This window comes from Paenibacillus sp. FSL P4-0127 (genome assembly GCF_038007325.1).
In the GTDB taxonomy this organism is placed as follows: domain Bacteria; phylum Bacillota; class Bacilli; order Paenibacillales; family Paenibacillaceae; genus Fontibacillus; species Fontibacillus macerans.
Window position 1 is genome coordinate 3,690,246 of the sequence record NZ_JBBOWY010000001.1, and the last position, 17,338, is coordinate 3,707,583.

General features: G+C 53.5%; 13 protein-coding genes and 1 riboswitch. Of the genes, 11 read left to right on the plus strand and 2 right to left on the minus strand.

Annotation, left to right across the window (positions count from 1 at the left end; translation table 11 throughout):
* Window positions 1–69 precede the first annotated feature (69 nt).
* Window positions 70–1,980, plus strand: coding sequence for a sensor histidine kinase (locus tag NYE74_RS16665; RefSeq protein ID WP_124332685.1), 1,911 nt, complete (start codon window positions 70–72; stop codon window positions 1,978–1,980).
* On the plus strand, window positions 1,955–3,529 hold the full coding sequence (locus tag NYE74_RS16670) for a response regulator transcription factor (RefSeq protein WP_124332686.1): 1,575 nt from the start codon (window positions 1,955–1,957) through the stop codon (window positions 3,527–3,529). The genes NYE74_RS16665 and NYE74_RS16670 overlap by 26 nt, the downstream gene beginning before the upstream one ends.
* Before the next feature lie 60 nt (window positions 3,530–3,589).
* On the opposite strand, the gene NYE74_RS16675 is transcribed toward NYE74_RS16670, so the two are convergent.
* Window positions 3,590–4,441: a helix-turn-helix transcriptional regulator gene (locus NYE74_RS16675; RefSeq protein WP_036622090.1), complete on the minus strand. Its 852-nt coding sequence runs from the start codon at window positions 4,439–4,441 to the stop codon at window positions 3,590–3,592.
* 127 nt (window positions 4,442–4,568) lie between these two features.
* Between NYE74_RS16675 and fabF the strand changes: the two genes are divergently transcribed.
* The 7 genes from fabF (at window position 4,569) to splB (ending at window position 13,875) form a co-directional block, all read left to right on the plus strand.
* Window positions 4,569–5,810, plus strand: coding sequence for a beta-ketoacyl-ACP synthase II (gene fabF / locus NYE74_RS16680; protein WP_036622091.1), 1,242 nt, complete (start codon window positions 4,569–4,571; stop codon window positions 5,808–5,810).
* Window positions 5,811–6,347: 537 nt separating this feature from the next.
* Window positions 6,348–7,544: an IS4 family transposase gene (locus NYE74_RS16685; protein ID WP_115311341.1), complete on the plus strand. Its 1,197-nt coding sequence runs from the start codon at window positions 6,348–6,350 to the stop codon at window positions 7,542–7,544.
* Window positions 7,545–8,043: 499 nt separating this feature from the next.
* The gene (locus NYE74_RS16690) at window positions 8,044–9,240 is read left to right on the plus strand and encodes an IS4 family transposase (RefSeq protein ID WP_115311341.1); all 1,197 of its coding nucleotides are present in this window, start codon (window positions 8,044–8,046) and stop codon (window positions 9,238–9,240) included.
* Window positions 9,241–9,739: 499 nt separating this feature from the next.
* A complete protein-coding gene (locus NYE74_RS16695; RefSeq protein ID WP_316561563.1) occupies window positions 9,740–11,116 on the plus strand; it encodes a DUF4349 domain-containing protein in 1,377 nt (458 codons plus the stop codon).
* A gap of 213 nt (window positions 11,117–11,329) precedes the next feature.
* On the plus strand, window positions 11,330–12,475 hold the full coding sequence (locus NYE74_RS16700; protein ID WP_051985849.1) for a VanZ family protein: 1,146 nt from the start codon (window positions 11,330–11,332) through the stop codon (window positions 12,473–12,475).
* Between the two features lie 114 nt (window positions 12,476–12,589).
* Complete coding sequence (locus NYE74_RS16705; protein WP_036622095.1) at window positions 12,590–12,853, plus strand: transcriptional regulator SplA domain-containing protein; 264 nt, start codon at window positions 12,590–12,592, stop codon at window positions 12,851–12,853.
* Window positions 12,850–13,875: a spore photoproduct lyase gene (gene splB / locus NYE74_RS16710; protein WP_124332688.1), complete on the plus strand. Its 1,026-nt coding sequence runs from the start codon at window positions 12,850–12,852 to the stop codon at window positions 13,873–13,875. The genes NYE74_RS16705 and splB overlap by 4 nt, the downstream gene beginning before the upstream one ends.
* A gap of 38 nt (window positions 13,876–13,913) precedes the next feature.
* Here the strand turns inward: splB and NYE74_RS16715 are convergent, their stop codons facing one another.
* The gene (locus tag NYE74_RS16715; protein ID WP_124332689.1) at window positions 13,914–14,804 is read right to left on the minus strand and encodes a LysR family transcriptional regulator; all 891 of its coding nucleotides are present in this window, start codon (window positions 14,802–14,804) and stop codon (window positions 13,914–13,916) included.
* Between the two features lie 126 nt (window positions 14,805–14,930).
* On the opposite strand from NYE74_RS16715, the gene NYE74_RS16720 reads away from it, so the two are divergent.
* Both NYE74_RS16720 and NYE74_RS16725 read left to right on the plus strand, forming a co-directional pair.
* Window positions 14,931–16,313, plus strand: a complete 1,383-nt coding sequence (locus NYE74_RS16720) for an MFS transporter (protein WP_036622100.1) — start codon at window positions 14,931–14,933, stop codon at window positions 16,311–16,313.
* A 106-nt stretch (window positions 16,314–16,419) separates the two neighbouring features.
* Window positions 16,420–16,502, plus strand: a riboswitch (cyclic di-GMP riboswitch).
* A 16-nt stretch (window positions 16,503–16,518) separates the two neighbouring features.
* Window positions 16,519–17,325 carry a transglutaminase-like domain-containing protein gene (locus tag NYE74_RS16725; RefSeq protein WP_341004961.1) on the plus strand — a complete coding sequence of 269 codons (807 nt, stop codon included), beginning with the start codon at window positions 16,519–16,521 and terminating at the stop codon, window positions 17,323–17,325.
* The last annotated feature ends 13 nt before the right edge of the window (window positions 17,326–17,338 follow it).

Sequence of the window (17,338 nt, forward strand, 5' to 3'; positions counted from 1 at the left end):
TCCTTGGCTGGCGGCTAACCCGCCCGCGAGGTTCCCCTTTGTCCGCATTCCCCGGGAGAAATCGCAGCGATGAAACGATGGATTCAGTCAACCGCGGATCATTTTCTATACTGGCTTGGACGCAGATCGATGCAAAGCCGGCTTGTGACGGCTTATATCGTTATTTTTTTTATTCCGAGCATTATTGTATCGAACTATCTGTTTAACCAGATTCATCAAAACTATATCGCCGATGCGCTCAAGAAAAGCCAATTCACGATCGAGCTGGAAAGCATTCAAATCCAAAAGCAGATCGAGGCGATGGAGCTGGCGGCCCAAATCTCCATATCCCATCAGGATTTGATGGATTATTTGACTCTGGACCGGGAGCCGGAGACCAGCGAGCTGATCGATTGGAATATGGGGAAGTTCGCCGATTTCGGTCTGATTCAATTAGGCACGCCGCAAATCGTTCACTGGCGGATATTTACGAACAACCCGCTGACCCATGAAATCTGGCCGACCGTGTTCCGGGAGAACCGGATCTCCGCCGAGCCGTGGTACCCTGAGGTCAATGAACGGGATGGCGGACAGCTGTGGGTGCTGCAGCAGACCGACCGCGACATCATGAAAAGGTATACGGCCGAACCCGCGGAAAACCAGCCGAAAATCTCGCTGTTTCAAGAGATCAATTCGGGCGGAGCGCATATCGGGATCATCGGCATCGAAATGCTGCTGAAGGATTTTGCGCCCAGGGTGTATACGGGCATTGCGGACGATGAATCCCAGATGGCTTTGCTTGATGCTCATGGCGCGATATATATGGATCGCGGGCAATCTCTGCTCGGCGGCAGCGGCATTATGCGGCAAAAAGTGCGGGAACTGCTCCGGGAACAGCCCGCGGACGCCGCCTTGCAAACCCAATTCGAACTGGAGGGGGCTGAGTTTTTGCTCATCTCCGCCCCGATCGAGCGGATTGACGCGCACCTGCTGTACGTTGTGTCCCTGGAAGGCGTGCTCGATAACATCCTGCGCTCCAAGCAGCAAATCATGGCCGCCAATATCCTGTTGATCGTGCTTTTGTCGACCATTACCTTTTTGCTGAATTCGATTATCCTGAAAAATTTGCGGCGTTTGACCGAAGCGATGAAAAAAATGCGCAAAGGCGATTTCCATATCGACGTCCCGCGCATTAAAGGGGGAGGGGAAGTCGGGGAGCTGGCGCATCATTTCAGCAAGTTGATCCAGACGATAAACGAACTGATCGCCCAAGGGGTCCGCAAGCAGGCGATGACCAAGGAAGCCGAACTAAGGACATTGCATAGTCAGATCGATTCGCACTTTTTGTACAATACGCTGGAAAATATCAAGATGATGGCCGAGATCGAGGGCCAGCGCACGATTTCCGACGCGCTGACCTCCTTGGGCGGCATGATGCGCTATAACTTCAAATGGTCGGGCGAATACGTCAAGCTGCGCGATGAAATCCGCCATATCGAAAATTATTTGGAGGTCATGAACATCCGCTTTGACGAGCCGGTCGCGCTGATCACGGAGATTAGCGACGGCGATCTGGAGCTGGAGGTGCTGAAAATGTCGCTGCAGCCGATCGTGGAAAACGCGGTGAAGCACGCCTGGACGGGGGAGCCCCCGGGAAAGCGGGAACTTCATATCGGCGCTGTCTGCGAGGAAGACCGGATGCAAATTACGGTTACGGACAACGGCTGCGGCATCGAGGCCGCCATGCTGGCCAGATTGAATGCGGAATTGGCCGCGGCCGGGCTAAGAGAAAGGTTAACGGGCACCTTTGAAACGGGCGTCCGCTCCCGCGGCATCGGTCTGCTGAACGTCCAGGAACGGGTGAGGCTGTTTTTTGGCGCGGCTTATGGTCTGAAAGTAATCAGCGAACCGGGGCGCTATACCCGGGTTGTGATGACGATTCCGCGGATGTTATTGACAGGAGGGATGGGCGAACATGCGAACACTCTTGATCGTGGATGATGAGAAAAATATCCGCTTGGGGTTAAAGACGATGATTGAGCGCGAGTATCCGGGCCGGTACCGGCTGATCACCGCCGGCCAGGGCGGGGAAGCGCTGGAACATTACCGCTCCGAAGGAGCCGATATTGTCATCACGGACATCCGGATGCCGGGGATGGACGGGATCGCCTTGATCGGCAAATTGGCCGAGGAACCCCGCGCTTCGGGACACCCTCAGCCGCTGGTCATCATTCTGAGCGGTTATGAGGATTTCGAATACGCCAAAGCGGCGATCCAATACCAGGTGAAGGACTACTTGCTTAAGCCGATCCGCCGGGACGAGCTGTTTGCGGCTTTGCGCAAATGCGAAGAGCATTTGAACCACCTTTCCCGCATGGAGGAGCAAATGGCGATGTCGGAGATGTACCGCGCCGAACTGCAGTCGAGAAGTTTGCAGGAGCTGCTGCAGATCGGGGAAATAGCCGGGGAGGAAACCGGGAAGCTGGGGCAGGAGATCGGGTTTGACCGTTACGCCGTACCGTTTTCGGCGGCAGTGCTGATGTATAAGTACGATGATGGGCGGTGCATGAACAAGGAAGAGCTGAAAGCGCTGGCGGAACACATGCTGCTAACCGTGAACGGCTGCCTGAACGCCGCGGTGTTCGACCGCGAAGGGCGGGTTGTGCTGATCGGGGGGCCGCAAGCCAATTTTGCCGAACTGTCGCGGCTTGCCGCGGAGAAGGAGCTGGAAGGCCTGCTGATGGGCGTCAGCCGGGAAGGCCGCCTTTTGGAGGATATCCCCCGCTGTTATGCGGAGGCCAAAAGATCATTGGAACACACGTTTATCTATCCGGGCACGAGCCTGATTTGCTACAGTGAGCTGCCGGGCGAAAAACGCGTTTTCCCCGTACCGGAGGAGGAACTCCGCAAGCTGGGCAACATCCTCGGCACGAAGCGGGAAAAGGAGATCGGGGCGCTGCTCCGCACGATCTTCCGCGTCGGCGAACTGCCGGATGTCGATGTTTCCTATCTGGAAACGGTTGGCCGGCGCATGAACGAACAGGTGTTGGACGAAGTGTTCCGGTTGTACGGCGAAGCTTCGGTGGAGGTATTGAAGCTGTACCGCCAGGTGGGGACGATGAACAATTTCCGCCATTTCCACGACTATTTTCGCGCGCTGGAGCAGCTGCTGCTAAGTTTGGACGATTACATCCGGGAAATCCGTTCCGCCCACAGCGAGCACGGGGATATGAAGGAGGCCATCGCCTACATCGAAGAAAATTATCACCGGCCGCTGAACATGGCGATGGTCAGCAACCATGTTTCGCTGAATTACTCGTATTTCAGCGAGGCTTTTAAAGCTTATGCCGGAGAAAGCTTCGTGCTGTACTTAAAAAAGGTGCGCATCCGCAAAGCGAAGCAGTTGATCGGCGCCGGGAGCCTGAAATTGTCGGAAATCGGCGCGGCGGTCGGCTTCGAAAATACGAAGCAGTTTTCCCGCGTCTTCAAAGAGCTGGAAGGAATTTCGCCTTTCGAATACCGCGACAAAATGTTTGCCGGCCAGAGATAAACGTTGGGCCGAGCCGTTTCCTTTTGGGGATGCGGCTCGGCCCGATTGTTTCCGAACATTTCAATGTTTCTGGCCCGCTCCCTCGAGCAGCTTCTTCAATTTCGCCTCCGTGGCCGTGCCTTCGATCGGTGTATAGATGCTGCAGCGCAAATCGGCCTCTCCCTGCACCTGTAATGAGGTCAGGTTAAACAGCATTTTTCCGGCTTTGGCGTGGCGGAATTCGATCAGGACTTCGGGAGCGGCCTTGACTTCGCTTTGCTCCCACAAATCGTGAAAATCGGGGTAGCTCTGCGTCATTTTCTCGATAAACCCGGCATACCACGGATCGGCCACGTATTGGCCGTAATACGCGCGAAAAATCGCCAAAAAACCTTTCACGAAATGCGGCCAGTTGACCGCCAGGCTGCGCAGCTCTTTTTTGGCGAATACGAGGTAGATCAGATTCCGCTCTTCGCCTTTAAGATGCTCGAAGTCGACGAATACGTGGGACGCGGCGGCGTTCCAGCCGACGATATGGCAATGGCGATCGGAAATGATCGTGGGACAAAACTTCAGCTCCTGCAGGATTTTATGCAGCGAAGGGCTGATGGCGGTGTTTGGCTCCTGAGTGAAGGAAGGGTGCAAGCCGCTGTCCATCGCCAGATCAAACAAATATTTGCGTTCATCGGCATTCAGTTTGAGCGCCCCGGCGATGGCGTCCAGGACCGAAGCGGACACCTTGATGTCACGGCCCTGTTCCAGCCAGGTGTACCAGGTTGTGCTGACCCCGGCCAACTGGGCGACTTCTTCGCGCCGCAGTCCAGGCGTCCGGCGGCGCCCGCCCGGCGGCAGTCCGACCGCCTGCGGATTCAGCTTGGCCCGCCGGGTTTTTAAAAATTCGGAGAGCGCTTTAAGCCTCGGTTCCGTACTCACTTTGAGATTCTCCTTTAACGTCGCTTATTGTATTACCTATTATACTAGGATAATTAAAAACTTGTAATAGGATAAGAAGCGGATAAAATAGGGGACAACAGATGTTTTTTTGAAGGAGGATTTTGGTATGGAACGGGTTGTCATTACCGGTATGGGCATTTTGTCTCCGCTGGGCAACGATGTGGATACGTTTTGGAACGGACTTAAGGAAGGGAGATCGGGAATTTCCCGGATCGATCGCTTTGATGTTACGGGATTCGGCACCCAAATCGCCGGCCAGGTGCGGGATTTCGATGCGGAGGGGCTGTTCGGCCGGAAGGAAGCGCGGAAAATGGACCGCTTTTGCCAATACGCGATGTATGCCGCCGAACAGGCGTTGCAGGATGCGAGGCTGCAGCCGGAACGGGTTGACCGGGAACGGTTTGGCGTTTACGTCGGATCTGGCATCGGCGGGATCGAGACGCTGGCCGAAAACATGAGGGTCTTGGATAGCCGCGGACCGGGCCGGGTAAGCCCGAGCCTTGTCCCGATGATGATTTCGAATATGGCGGCGGCGCAAATCAGCATCCGCTACGGCGCGCTTGGGCCCACGCTGTCGCCGGTGACGGCCTGTTCGATCGGCAATACGGCGATCGGGGAAGCGTTCCGGCTGATTAAGAGCGGCGAGGCGGATGTTATGATCGCCGGCGGGACGGAGGCGGCGATTCATCCTTTGGCCTTGGCCAGCTTCGGGAACGCTACGGCGCTGTCGAAGCGGAGCGGCGAGCCGGAGCAGGCCAGCCGCCCGTTTGACGCGGCCCGCGACGGCTTCGTGATGGGCGAAGGCGCCGGCATCGTCATCCTGGAATCGCTGGGGCATGCGCTGCGCAGAGGCGCGCGGATTCATGGCGAGGTGATCGGATACGGGGCCAGTTCGGACGCCTATCACGTGGTCGCTTCCCATCCGGAAGGGGAAGGCGCCGCTCAGGCGATGAAGCGGGCGCTGCGGTCCGCCGGGGTGTCCCCGGAGCAGGTTGACGTGATCAGCGCTCATGCCACAAGCACGGAGGTGGGCGACCGCGGGGAGACCCTGGGGATCAAAAAAGCGTTCGGCGAGCGTGCCTGGCAAATTCCGATCACGGCGAACAAATCGATGATCGGCCATATGTTTGGCGCGGCGGGCGGCGCGGAAGCAATCGCTCTGATGCAGACGCTGAACGAAGGGGTGATCCCGCCGACGATCAACCTGACGAATCCCGATCCCGAATGCGATCTGGATTACGTGCCGAACGCTGCGCGAAAGGCCGCGCTTGACATCGGCTTGTCCAACTCGTTCGGGTTCGGCGGACATAACGCGGTCATAGTGCTGAAGAAATATCATGAATCGTGAATTATGAATTATGAATTATGAGACATTTCATTAAACTTTAAACTGATTTTCATCTTGTTTTAAGTATAGCCTTGTAGTATAAAGCCATCCCCCTTAACCATAGATGCGGAGACCCTGACTGTACAGCAGGGTCTCCGTTGTTTTTTTCATACATATGTGATTGATCGTAGGTTCTCCGGACACAACCTGGACATCTGTGCTCGGCAGCCGGCTGCCGGACGACGAACCGTCGGATGCTGGACGACGAACAGCTGCAGGAACAACGAACCGCAGGCTACAGCAGCGATGAACCGTCCGGCGCAGGAAGCGAACAAGTGGCTACAAGTTCGATGACCGTAGGCTACTTGGACGACCAACCGCCGGCCATGAGAATAGCGGCACTTTATGCACTAGCGTTGCATAAAACCTAACGCGAATAATCAAATATTAGTTAAATATGGGTAATTATGATCATTTTTCATGGAAAAAGCATAAAAAATCTCCTATTGTAAAGAGGTAGGTACGTTGTCCATAACTCTCTACAAAAGGAGACCATCCATGGATAACGTTAAAGCTAAAACGGTCATTCGTCAACTGATTTCCTTACTGCCCATCGATGTGCATCAACGTTTACTCTTCGACCATTACACCAAGAAACTTACCACGATGAAAGCGATCATGCTCTTCATCAATGCTCAGTTGAAACAATGGTCATCTTACGGTGAAATGGAAATTGCACTTCGTGCTGAGCCGAAACTTCAGCAGCTTCTACAGTTGGAGAGTATCAGCGGCTCGCAATTATCCCGAAAACTCGATCAGATCCCAACGGAGCTGTTGGAGTGGATGTTTCAGCATCTGGCATCACAAACACAGCAACGTGCTTGCCACCAGGGCCAGAGCGGGAAATTGCACATCATTGATTCTTCCAGCATTCGACTGCCGCTTCAACTTGGAAGTTGGGCCAAGATGTCAAATAAGAGTAGCGGCGTCAAGATGCATCTGCGCCTCGTTGTTACAGCTCCCGACAAGCTATTTCCTGATGCCATGATCCCCAGTTCGCTCAATGTAGGGGATCGTGCGGGGGCCGTTGAACTGGTCGTCCCCTCGGATGCGATTTATGTGATGGATCGCGGTTATGATGATTATGCCCGGATGGATCAATGGGTCCAGGACAACATCCAGTTTGTGATCCGTATGCGAGATCGCGCGCTTGCCACCGTCATTGAGGAGTATCCTGTTCCGGAAGGCTCGAACATCACGCGGGACGCCAAGGTTTGCGTGGGCAGTTCCTTCCGATCCATGGAACATTCCGTTCGTTTGGTGGAGTTTTATGACGAGCAGGAACGGACTTATCGTATTTTTACATCGGTATGGGATAAGACCGCTGAAGAAATCGCGCAGATCTACAAAAATCGCTGGCTCATCGAGTTGTATTTTAAATGGCTGAAGCAACATTTGCGATTGAAGAAGCTGCACAGTCATAAACCACAGGCTATTTGGAACCAGTTATTCTTGGCTTTAATTACTGCCTTGCTCGTGGAGCACATCCGGCACAGCACCCAAACGGCAAAAACAAACTGGCAAGTGCTCCGGATTCTCCGCGAGTATTTGTACCGTTCATGGCGATCCTTTCGAACCGAACTGGATCGGAAACCCAGTCGAAGTAGTCCGGGGAGACGTCCGGGGTCAGGTCCCAAAGCGTTATCGGTGCGCACAATGGTTGGGATAATTAAGCCAAGCAAGTTCAAGGAATAATATCCATTATATACATTTAATGGGACATCGCGACCTACGCATTAGGTAACCTTGGCTTTTTGGTCTTAAGCTTAAAAAATGACTGTAAAAAAATCCATTTATAGTTTCAATAATCCAAATGTGGGTTTTGCTGAAAATTGATGTTAGTGTTCTTGCAACGCTAGTGCACTTTATGTACTTATTATCCGGACCTAGGGATGTTCATCCCCACTAGCGACATTTTATGTCCTTATTTTCCTATAAGTGGTCCGGAATGTGGGCATCTCCTGGTGATCGGGAAAAATAGCGGCATAAATTGCCTTTATTTCTCCTTGAATGGGGGTTATCGCCGGAATAAGGACATTTTTTGCACTAGCGTTGCATAAAACCTAACGCGAATAATCAAATATTAGTTAAATATGGGTAATTATGATCATTTTTCATGGAAAAAGCATAAAAAATCTCCTATTGTAAAGAGGTAGGTACGTTGTCCATAACTCTCTACAAAAGGAGACCATCCATGGATAACGTTAAAGCTAAAACGGTCATTCGTCAACTGATTTCCTTACTGCCCATCGATGTGCATCAACGTTTACTCTTCGACCATTACACCAAGAAACTTACCACGATGAAAGCGATCATGCTCTTCATCAATGCTCAGTTGAAACAATGGTCATCTTACGGTGAAATGGAAATTGCACTTCGTGCTGAGCCGAAACTTCAGCAGCTTCTACAGTTGGAGAGTATCAGCGGCTCGCAATTATCCCGAAAACTCGATCAGATCCCAACGGAGCTGTTGGAGTGGATGTTTCAGCATCTGGCATCACAAACACAGCAACGTGCTTGCCACCAGGGCCAGAGCGGGAAATTGCACATCATTGATTCTTCCAGCATTCGACTGCCGCTTCAACTTGGAAGTTGGGCCAAGATGTCAAATAAGAGTAGCGGCGTCAAGATGCATCTGCGCCTCGTTGTTACAGCTCCCGACAAGCTATTTCCTGATGCCATGATCCCCAGTTCGCTCAATGTAGGGGATCGTGCGGGGGCCGTTGAACTGGTCGTCCCCTCGGATGCGATTTATGTGATGGATCGCGGTTATGATGATTATGCCCGGATGGATCAATGGGTCCAGGACAACATCCAGTTTGTGATCCGTATGCGAGATCGCGCGCTTGCCACCGTCATTGAGGAGTATCCTGTTCCGGAAGGCTCGAACATCACGCGGGACGCCAAGGTTTGCGTGGGCAGTTCCTTCCGATCCATGGAACATTCCGTTCGTTTGGTGGAGTTTTATGACGAGCAGGAACGGACTTATCGTATTTTTACATCGGTATGGGATAAGACCGCTGAAGAAATCGCGCAGATCTACAAAAATCGCTGGCTCATCGAGTTGTATTTTAAATGGCTGAAGCAACATTTGCGATTGAAGAAGCTGCACAGTCATAAACCACAGGCTATTTGGAACCAATTATTCTTGGCTTTAATTACTGCCTTGCTCGTGGAGCACATCCGGCACAGCACCCAAACGGCAAAAACAAACTGGCAAGTGCTCCGGATTCTCCGCGAGTATTTGTACCGTTCATGGCGATCCTTTCGAACCGAACTGGATCGGAAACCCAGTCGAAGTAGTCCGGGGAGACGTCCGGGGTCAGGTCCCAAAGCGTTATCGGTGCGCACAATGGTTGGGATAATTAAGCCAAGCAAGTTCAAGGAATAATATCCATTATATACATTTAATGGGACATCGCGACCTACGCATTAGGTAACCTTGACTTTTTGGTCTTAAGCTTAAAAAATGACTGTAAAAAAATCCATTTATAGTTTCAATAATCCAAATGTGGGTTTTGCTGAAAATTGATGTTAGTGTTCTTGCAACGCTAGTGCATTTTTTGTTCTTATGTTTTGCGCTATGGGGCAGTTGAGCTTCTCAGACAACCTGGTTACGAAGGTTTTCTCGGCGCTATACAAAAGGGCACCGGGGACTTAACGGCGGATGCTTGCTTTAAATGTTCAGCGGAGTCGCAGCCAAGTTAGGGGGCCTTTGGTCCAAGTGCCACCATGCTGGAAGGTTCGACTATTTTTATTTTTCGAAGACGGCAACCTTCCAGACTTTGGAGGCGTCAAGACAGGTAAGAGACGTTCCGCGATAAAACAGTACAGAGCAGATAAGAAAATGCGGAGCGCTCAAGCCTGTTTATGACAAGGGGGGCATTTCATTGGGGAAATGGTGTAAAAAGATTGCGGTATTAGGAGCGGTCATTTTAGGGTTATGGCTGCTGGGCGGATGCGGGAACGCAAGCGATAATTCGGGCAGCGCATCCCAATCCATGGAAAACGCTTTACCGGCGGCTGACATGGCCGTAGGCGATCAAGCTTCCAATGAGGCCGCCGATGGCGGAATGGGGCTGGGTGGAGCCAGGAGCACGGACAAATCGGTCGCGGAGAAGTCCGATGCGGCCGATGGGACTGAAGAAGCCGAGTCCTCCGGCGGAGGGGCCGGATCTTCGGCGGGAGCGGGGGAAGGCGGACGCACCGCCAATGCCGCTGCGGGAGCGGGGCAAACCTCCCCGGGATTTCAAGGGGCAACAGCGGACACCGGCTTCAACAAGAAGCTGATATACCGGGCCAACGTCGTGATGGAAGTGGAGGATTACGCTAAAGCGCAATCCGAAATCCGCAATCTCGTGGCATTAACGGGCGGCTATATCGTCGAGTTCTCCGAAAATCAGTCCCAGCACGAGCTTGGCGGGAATTTTATCCTAAAGGTGCCGGCCGCCGGGTTTTCTCCGTTCCTGGACAAACTGGAACAGCTCAAGCCCAAATCAATGCAGCGCACCATTCAGGGACAGGACGTTTCCGAGGAGTACGTGGACCTGGAATCACGGCTTAAAGTCAAGGAAGCGATGGAGGCCAGGTACCTTAAATTTGTGGAGGAAGCAACTCAAACGAGCCAACTGGTTAAGTTCGTGAATGAGCTGGAGCGGATTCAGACGGAAATCGAGCAGATCAAAGGCCGGATGCGGTACATCGACAGCAACGTCGCCTATTCCACGGTCGAAATCCGTTTGTATCAACCGGAGCAGGCGGGATCCGCCATGGCAGAGGGCGATGAGACCCCGCTCTTGGAGCGAGCCAAGCAGGCGCTGACGGGAAGCATCGAAGTGCTGTCGCTGATCCTGCAGTGGCTGATCGTCTTGTTGGCGGGGGCGCTGCCGGTGATCGCCATCGCTGCGGTTATCGTGGTGCCGCTTTGGCTTCTGCGCCGCCGTCAGGCGCAGAACAGAGCCGCGCAGGGGGAAGCCTGGAAGCAAGCGAACGGGATGGCCGTGCAGGCTCGTCCCAACGAGGCGCAGGTTCCGCAGGAACCGGCAACGCAGACAGCGCCCGCGCAGACGCCGGCCGAGCAGTCAGCCGGCTCACAGGTGCCGCTGTCGCAGGAGCCTGCCCCGCAAGCGCCGTCCTTGCAGGTGCCGCCGCCGCAGGACCCCGCCCAGCAGGCGTCAGCCTCACAAGTGCGGGCGCCGCAGGAACCGGTCTCCAGGGAAGCGGCCGGCATGGACGTTCCGCCGAAAACGCCGGACAAACCGGAGTAAGTCATTATTCGCTGCAATCCACCAAAACGGCAAAAGCTTTCCCCGTTCCACTAGTTGGAGCGCGGGAAAGCTTTTTGCATAAATTGCCGGACTTTTTGGCTAACTAAAATGCGGCTTCGAACGTCCTATGGTAAGATAGTTAAGATTTTATGAGCAGAAGGGGTTTAAACTTTGAAATTTGAAACGTATTTGTTCCCTATTTCCTATGCCTTTATGGCTTTTCCTTTCGCCGCGCTGCTGTTCACGATGCCTTTTCTCGTCGTCCAGTACCGCCGGCACGGGTATATCAACAAAGTGCGGGCGTTCGTCCTGTACCTGTTACTGCTGTACCTGATGAACGCCGCGTTTCTGATCATGCTGCCCTTTCCTGCCACGCGGCACAATCCGCCGCTCGCCCAATCGCCTGTTCAGCTCGTTCCGTTTCATTTCATCCAGGATATCCTGAAGGAGACCAGCGTCGTTAAAGGAGAGCCTTCAACGTATTGGCGGCTGCTGAAGGAGCGGGCTTTTTTGCAGGTGGCCTTCAACGTCCTGTTGACGGTGCCGTTCGGGATGATCATACGTTACTACTTCCGGTTTGGGCCGATTCGCTGCCTGCTGCTGTCCTTTTTGCTGTCCCTGTTGTTTGAAGTGACGCAGCTGACGGGTATATTCGGCATTTTTGACAACGCCTACCGGGTGTTCGATATCGACGACCTGATGACGAACACGCTTGGCGGAATGATCGGCTTTCTCGCCGCCGAATGGCTGTCGCGCTTTTTGCCCAGGATCGAGCATCTGGACCGGGGTGTGGATTTGTCCGCCAAAAGGGTGAGCTACACCCGCCGCGGTTTGGCCTGGATGTTTGATGTTGTCATTTGCGCGGTGCTGTTGGCCGTCTGCCACGTGCTGCGGATTCCGGCGGCTTATTTCGTCGCGACAGGTCTTTACTTTATGCTGCTTCCATACCTAACCGGCGGCTGCACCTTCGGCAAATGGCTGGTTCGCATCAGGATCGAGGAAGCGGAACCGACGGAAAAGCGGGATGCCGATGCGGGTTACGCAGCCCAATTGACCCGAGGCAGAAATAAGCAAGGTGATGAAGCGCGGCCGGGAACCATGTCGATCATCGTCCGCTACGGCCTGCTTTATTGGGGGATTTTCGGCATGAACCGTTTGGTTGCCTTTCCTTCCGGATCGTTGCCGGAGGGAGCAAGGGCGTTATTGGCCATGCTGGTTCTGCTGATGGATCTGGCGTTTTTCATTCACGTCGTCATTCAAGTATTTCGCAAAAACTCCACGCTGTTCTACGAGAAACTAAGCCGGACACAGCACCGGATATTGTGGAAAAGCGCCGCTTCGAAATCGGAGGGGAAATAAGGTTTTCCTGGGTTGCCTGTTTTTCCACAACGTGGAAAAATAATTGCTCCCGGCCAAGGAAATATTTTAAAGCAAAGGGAAAGCTTCACCATTCCATAAAAAGAAGGGGATTCGATGAAGATGTTAGACGAAGCCCGAACCTTTGCGCCGGGAGATATCGTTTATGTGTTTTACCGCAACCCGCATACCCAGGACGTCGCCAACATCCAGGAGGCCGCGGTGGTCAACAACCCGGAGCGGCCGGGGGAGCTCGCCGTTTTTTTGTACGAAACCTATTACCCGTTGACCAGTGAAATGGCCGTATACGCGTCGGCGGATGAGGCGGAGCAGGCCTACAGCTACTACTTCGGGGACGCCGCCGAGGGGGGCCTGGAATGAAGCCGTTTGTTCCCAAGCTCGTTTACTTTGAGCCGGACGCGCTGGATTATCCGCTCGGTCAAACGCTGTATGACAAATTCAAGGACATGGATCTCGACATCCGGTACACGACTTCCCACAACCAGGTCAGAAACCTGCCGGGCGAAAGCGATCTGCAAAAATACCGGGTGGCCAAGTCCACGCTGGTCGTCGGCATTCGCAAAACGCTGAAATTCGACACATCCAAACCTTCGGCGGAGTACGCCATCCCTTTTGCCACCGGATGCATGGGGCATTGCCATTACTGTTACTTGCAAACGACGATGGGGAGCAAGCCGTATATCCGCACTTATGTCAACGTGGAGGAGATTTTGGACGCCGCCGACCGGTATATGGCCGAACGCGCCCCGGAATACACCCGTTTTGAAGCTTCCTGCACTTCGGATATCGTCGGCATCGACCATCTGACCCATACGCTAAGGCGGGCGATCGAGCACTTTGGACAGTCCGAGTACGGCAAGCTGCGGTTCGTCACGAAGTTTCATCATGTCGATCATTTGCTGGATGCGAGGCATAACGGAAAAACACGGTTCCGGTTCAGCGTCAACGCCGATTACATCATTAAAAACTTCGAACCGGGCACCTCGCCTTTGGAGCAAAGAATCGAAGCCGCGGGGAAGGTGGCCCGGGCCGGATATCCGCTTGGCTTTATCGTCGCGCCCATTTACATTCACGAAGGATGGGAGGACGGGTACCGCCATATGTTCGAACGGCTGGATGCCGAACTGCCGGCCGAGGCGAAAGAGGACCTTACGTTTGAATTCATTCAGCACCGCTTCACGAAACCGGCCAAACGGGTGATCGAGAAAAATTACCCGATGACCAAGCTGGAACTGGATGAAGAAAAACGCAGATACAAATGGGGCAAATACGGCATCGGCAAATATATCTATCCGAAAGAGGAAGAGGAGGATTTGAAAACGCATCTGTTCGGTTATATGAAAGATTTTTTTCCAAAGGCGAAGCTGGAGTATTTTACTTGACCGGCGGCCCGCCGGACGCCGGAGGATGGCGCTGCAGCTTACGGCGCCTGAAGCTCCGCGTAATATTCGGCCAAAAACCGGCCGAAGCTGCGGGCGGCTTTGGGAAGATACCGCCGCTCCAGCCAGGCGATCCGGAAGACGCGCCGGCATACGGGGGTTTCGAGGCGCAGCATTTTATAAGGCGGCGTCTCGTCTTTGCGGCATGCGGGCATAAAAGCTACGCCAAGTCCGGCCTGCACCAGGCTGCCCAAAGCGGACGGTTCGTCCACCTCGCAGACGATGTTCGGCGAAATGCCCGCTTCGCGGCAAAATGACGCGTTTATTTTCCGGAACGGATGGCCAGTTTTATATTCGATGAAAGGCTCGGCCGCCACCTCCTCCAGTCGGATGCTGCTGCGCCGTTCCAAGGGATGGCCGGGCGGCACCGCCAAAAACACCTCGGCGTCCAGCACCGGCTGCTCGCGGATATCCGGATGATCGATGGAAGCGGCGGTAAAACACAGATCCACCTCGCCGTTTTCCAGCAAATTTACCAACTCCTCCATGGAAGCGGGCGGCGTTTGCAAAATGCGGAAATTCACTTCCGGATGCTCAGTCCGGTAGGCGCTTATAGCGGAAGTAATCCGGCCCAGGTTGTTCGTCGCCAGATGAATGCTTCCCCGTTCGGTTCCCGCCAGATCGGCGACTTCCTTCCGACCTTCCTCAAGCACGTTCAACGCGAGATCCACCTTTTTCAAAAACGCTCTGCCGAAGTGGTTGAGCCGGATTTGCCGGCTCTGCCGGTCAAACAGCGGCACGCCCAAATCCTGTTCCAGGCGGGCGATCGTTTTGCTCAGCGCGGGCTGGGCGATATGAAGCTCCTGCGCGGCTTTTGTCATATGCTCCAAGCGGGCGACCGTCTGAAAATATTGCAGCTGCAGCAATTCCATACCGTTCGTTCCTTTCTATTAATATACTGTAGTATATGATTTTATAATTAAATATATATTTTTAATTATCAATATGCAAATATAAAATATCTCATAACAAAGGTTTTTGAGGGGGCATGATTTGTTATGAGAAAGCAGGCAGAGGGCGATTCAGCCGAAAAGCTGATCCGTATTTTGGCGTTTACGATGGTGCTCTCGTCGATGAGCGCTACGATGTTTAATATCGTGCTGCCGGAAATTAAAAACGAGTTCCAATTATCCGTGGCGCAGGTCAGCTGGGTATCCACCATTTATATGCTGATCTATGCGATCGGATCGGTCATCTACGGGAAATTGGCCGACGTATTCAGGTTCAAAAATTTAATCACGTTTGGCTTGGCCGTGTTTTGTCTGGGCTCGCTCGCCGGGCTTGCCGCCCAGGCGTTTTGGATGGTGCTGGCCGGGCGGGTTTTGCAGGCGGCGGGAGCGGCGGTCATTCCGGCGGCGGCGATGATCATTCCCGTCCGCCACTTTCCGCCCGAACGCCGCGGATACGCGCTCGGCATCACGGCAACCGGACTGGCTGTCGGGGGGGCGATCGGACCGGTCGTCTCGGCGCTAATCGTCAGTCTGGTCGATTGGCGTTGGCTGTTTTGCATTCCGATGCTGATGCTTGTCACCTTGCCGTTTTACCGCCGTTATTTAAGCGAGCAGGCGCCCAAATACGCCAAAGTCGATTGGCTGGGGGCCGGTCTGCTGGGCGGTGCGGTTGCGTTGCTGCTGCTGGGCGTTACTTACGGCCGAATTACCTTCTATCTGGGCAGCCTGCTCCTGTTCTTGTTGTTTTTTATCCGCAACCGGACTGCGGCTCACCCGTTCGTGGATCCGCAGCTTTTCCGCAACAGAAGTTATTCCCTGGGGCTGCTCATAGCCATACTGGCGATGGGGATCGGTTACGCGCTCCCGTTCTTGACGCCGCAGCTGCTGGCGGATGTCAACGGGCTTGCCTCGGGCTGGATTGGCTTCGCTATGGTTCCGGGGGCGGCGGTGTCGGCTGTTCTGGGCAGAGCTGGAGGCAAGCTGGCGGATGCCAAGGGCAACCCGTTTGTGTTTTGCAGCGCGTCCATGCTGCTGCTGGTTTGCTTTACCCTGATCTCGATCTTCGCGGGAGCGGCGGTCCCCATCATTGCAATATTATTGATCCTTGGCAACGTCGGACAGATGTTTATGCAAATTGCCTTGACAGGCACGATATCGCGGACGCTGGCCAAGGAACAGACCGGGGTTGGCATGGGGCTGTTGTCGATGTCGAACTTTCTTTCCGGCGCGGTGGCGGCCGGCGTCTACAGCAAGGCTGTGGATCAAGGCGGCAGCGTGCATTGGAACCCGTTAAACCTGTTTGCGAATTCCGGTGTGTACAGTAATATCTATCTCATTCTCGCAGCTTTGGAGATGATTATGGTACTTTTTTATTATTTTTACTTTTTGCGAAATGAACGGCCCCGTCTGCAAAGTTCGTCTATCAACTGAGACTAAAGTCGCAAAAAAATATTAAAAATTTTAGATTTTTTCGTCTTATTGGGCTAATAAATGACGCCAACGCTTCCGATAGAGATAGAGAAGGACATAAAACTTTACACGATAATGGCAAACCTGTCGAAAGGCAGGGACGCAAAGCTACAGGGCCTGTAAATTTTTTACTGGCAGCCAGTTACCGAAGGAGGTTTTATTTTTTATGCGTAAATTGATGTTTGCAACGTTGACCCTTGTACTTTTGTTTGCCGGTTTCGGCGGGACAGGGGCGCGGGCGGCCGAACTTGAGGGCTGGCTCAATAAGGACAACCTGTCTCAGGGAGCGGTGACCATTTATTACGACGTGAAGCTGAATGTCAAGACCAAGCTGGTGATCGAGAAAAGGAACAATAAGTATACCTATAATCTGACCTACGGTGCCCAAGGAGAGACGTTCCCGCTGCAAATGGGCAACGGGGATTACACGATCAGCCTGTTGGAACAGATTAAAGGGACTACGTACCGCCTTGTGCAGAAGGATACGGTGAAGCTTGATTTGCAGGATGAGACGCCGGTCTATCTGAGTTCGACGCAAAATGTGAATTGGAATATAGACGGTCTGGCGGCAAAGAAGGCGGCGGAGCTGACGAAAGATGCGGCTGCCGATGAAGATAAAGTGAAGGCCATTTATAATTACATCATCCGCACCATCAAATACGACGACAGCCTGGCGTTTACCGCTACATCGAATTACCTGCCGAATATCGAGCGTACCTTGACTGCCAAGAAGGACACCTGCTACGGCTTTTCCTCCCTGTTTGCGGGGATGCTGCGCAGCGTTGGGGTTCCGGCCAAGCTGGCGATGGGATCTTCCGACTATGTAAAAACATATCACGCCTGGAATGAAGTTTATATAAACGGACGCTGGGTGGTTATCGACACGACGGCCGATGCCGGCTGGAATGGAACGACGACCGCTTTTACAATGATCAAAGATGCTTCGAAATATAAGGCGGACAAGTTATACTAAGCCAGTTCAATAA

Bases quoted from the DNA above. Each gene is read 5' to 3' on its own strand.
- NYE74_RS16665 (WP_124332685.1), top strand. From the start codon at position 70: ATGAAACGATGGATTCAGTCAACCGCGGATCATTTTCTATACTGGCTT.
- NYE74_RS16670 (WP_124332686.1), top strand. From the start codon at position 1,955: ATGCGAACACTCTTGATCGTGGATGATGAGAAAAATATCCGCTTGGGG.
- fabF (WP_036622091.1), top strand. From the start codon at position 4,569: ATGGAACGGGTTGTCATTACCGGTATGGGCATTTTGTCTCCGCTGGGC.
- NYE74_RS16685 (WP_115311341.1), top strand. From the start codon at position 6,348: ATGGATAACGTTAAAGCTAAAACGGTCATTCGTCAACTGATTTCCTTA.
- NYE74_RS16690 (WP_115311341.1), top strand. From the start codon at position 8,044: ATGGATAACGTTAAAGCTAAAACGGTCATTCGTCAACTGATTTCCTTA.
- NYE74_RS16700 (WP_051985849.1), top strand. From the start codon at position 11,330: ATGGCTTTTCCTTTCGCCGCGCTGCTGTTCACGATGCCTTTTCTCGTC.
- NYE74_RS16705 (WP_036622095.1), top strand. From the start codon at position 12,590: ATGAAGATGTTAGACGAAGCCCGAACCTTTGCGCCGGGAGATATCGTT.
- splB (WP_124332688.1), top strand. From the start codon at position 12,850: ATGAAGCCGTTTGTTCCCAAGCTCGTTTACTTTGAGCCGGACGCGCTG.
- NYE74_RS16715 (WP_124332689.1), bottom strand. From the start codon at position 14,804: ATGGAATTGCTGCAGCTGCAATATTTTCAGACGGTCGCCCGCTTGGAG.
- NYE74_RS16720 (WP_036622100.1), top strand. From the start codon at position 14,931: ATGAGAAAGCAGGCAGAGGGCGATTCAGCCGAAAAGCTGATCCGTATT.
- NYE74_RS16725 (WP_341004961.1), top strand. From the start codon at position 16,519: ATGCGTAAATTGATGTTTGCAACGTTGACCCTTGTACTTTTGTTTGCC.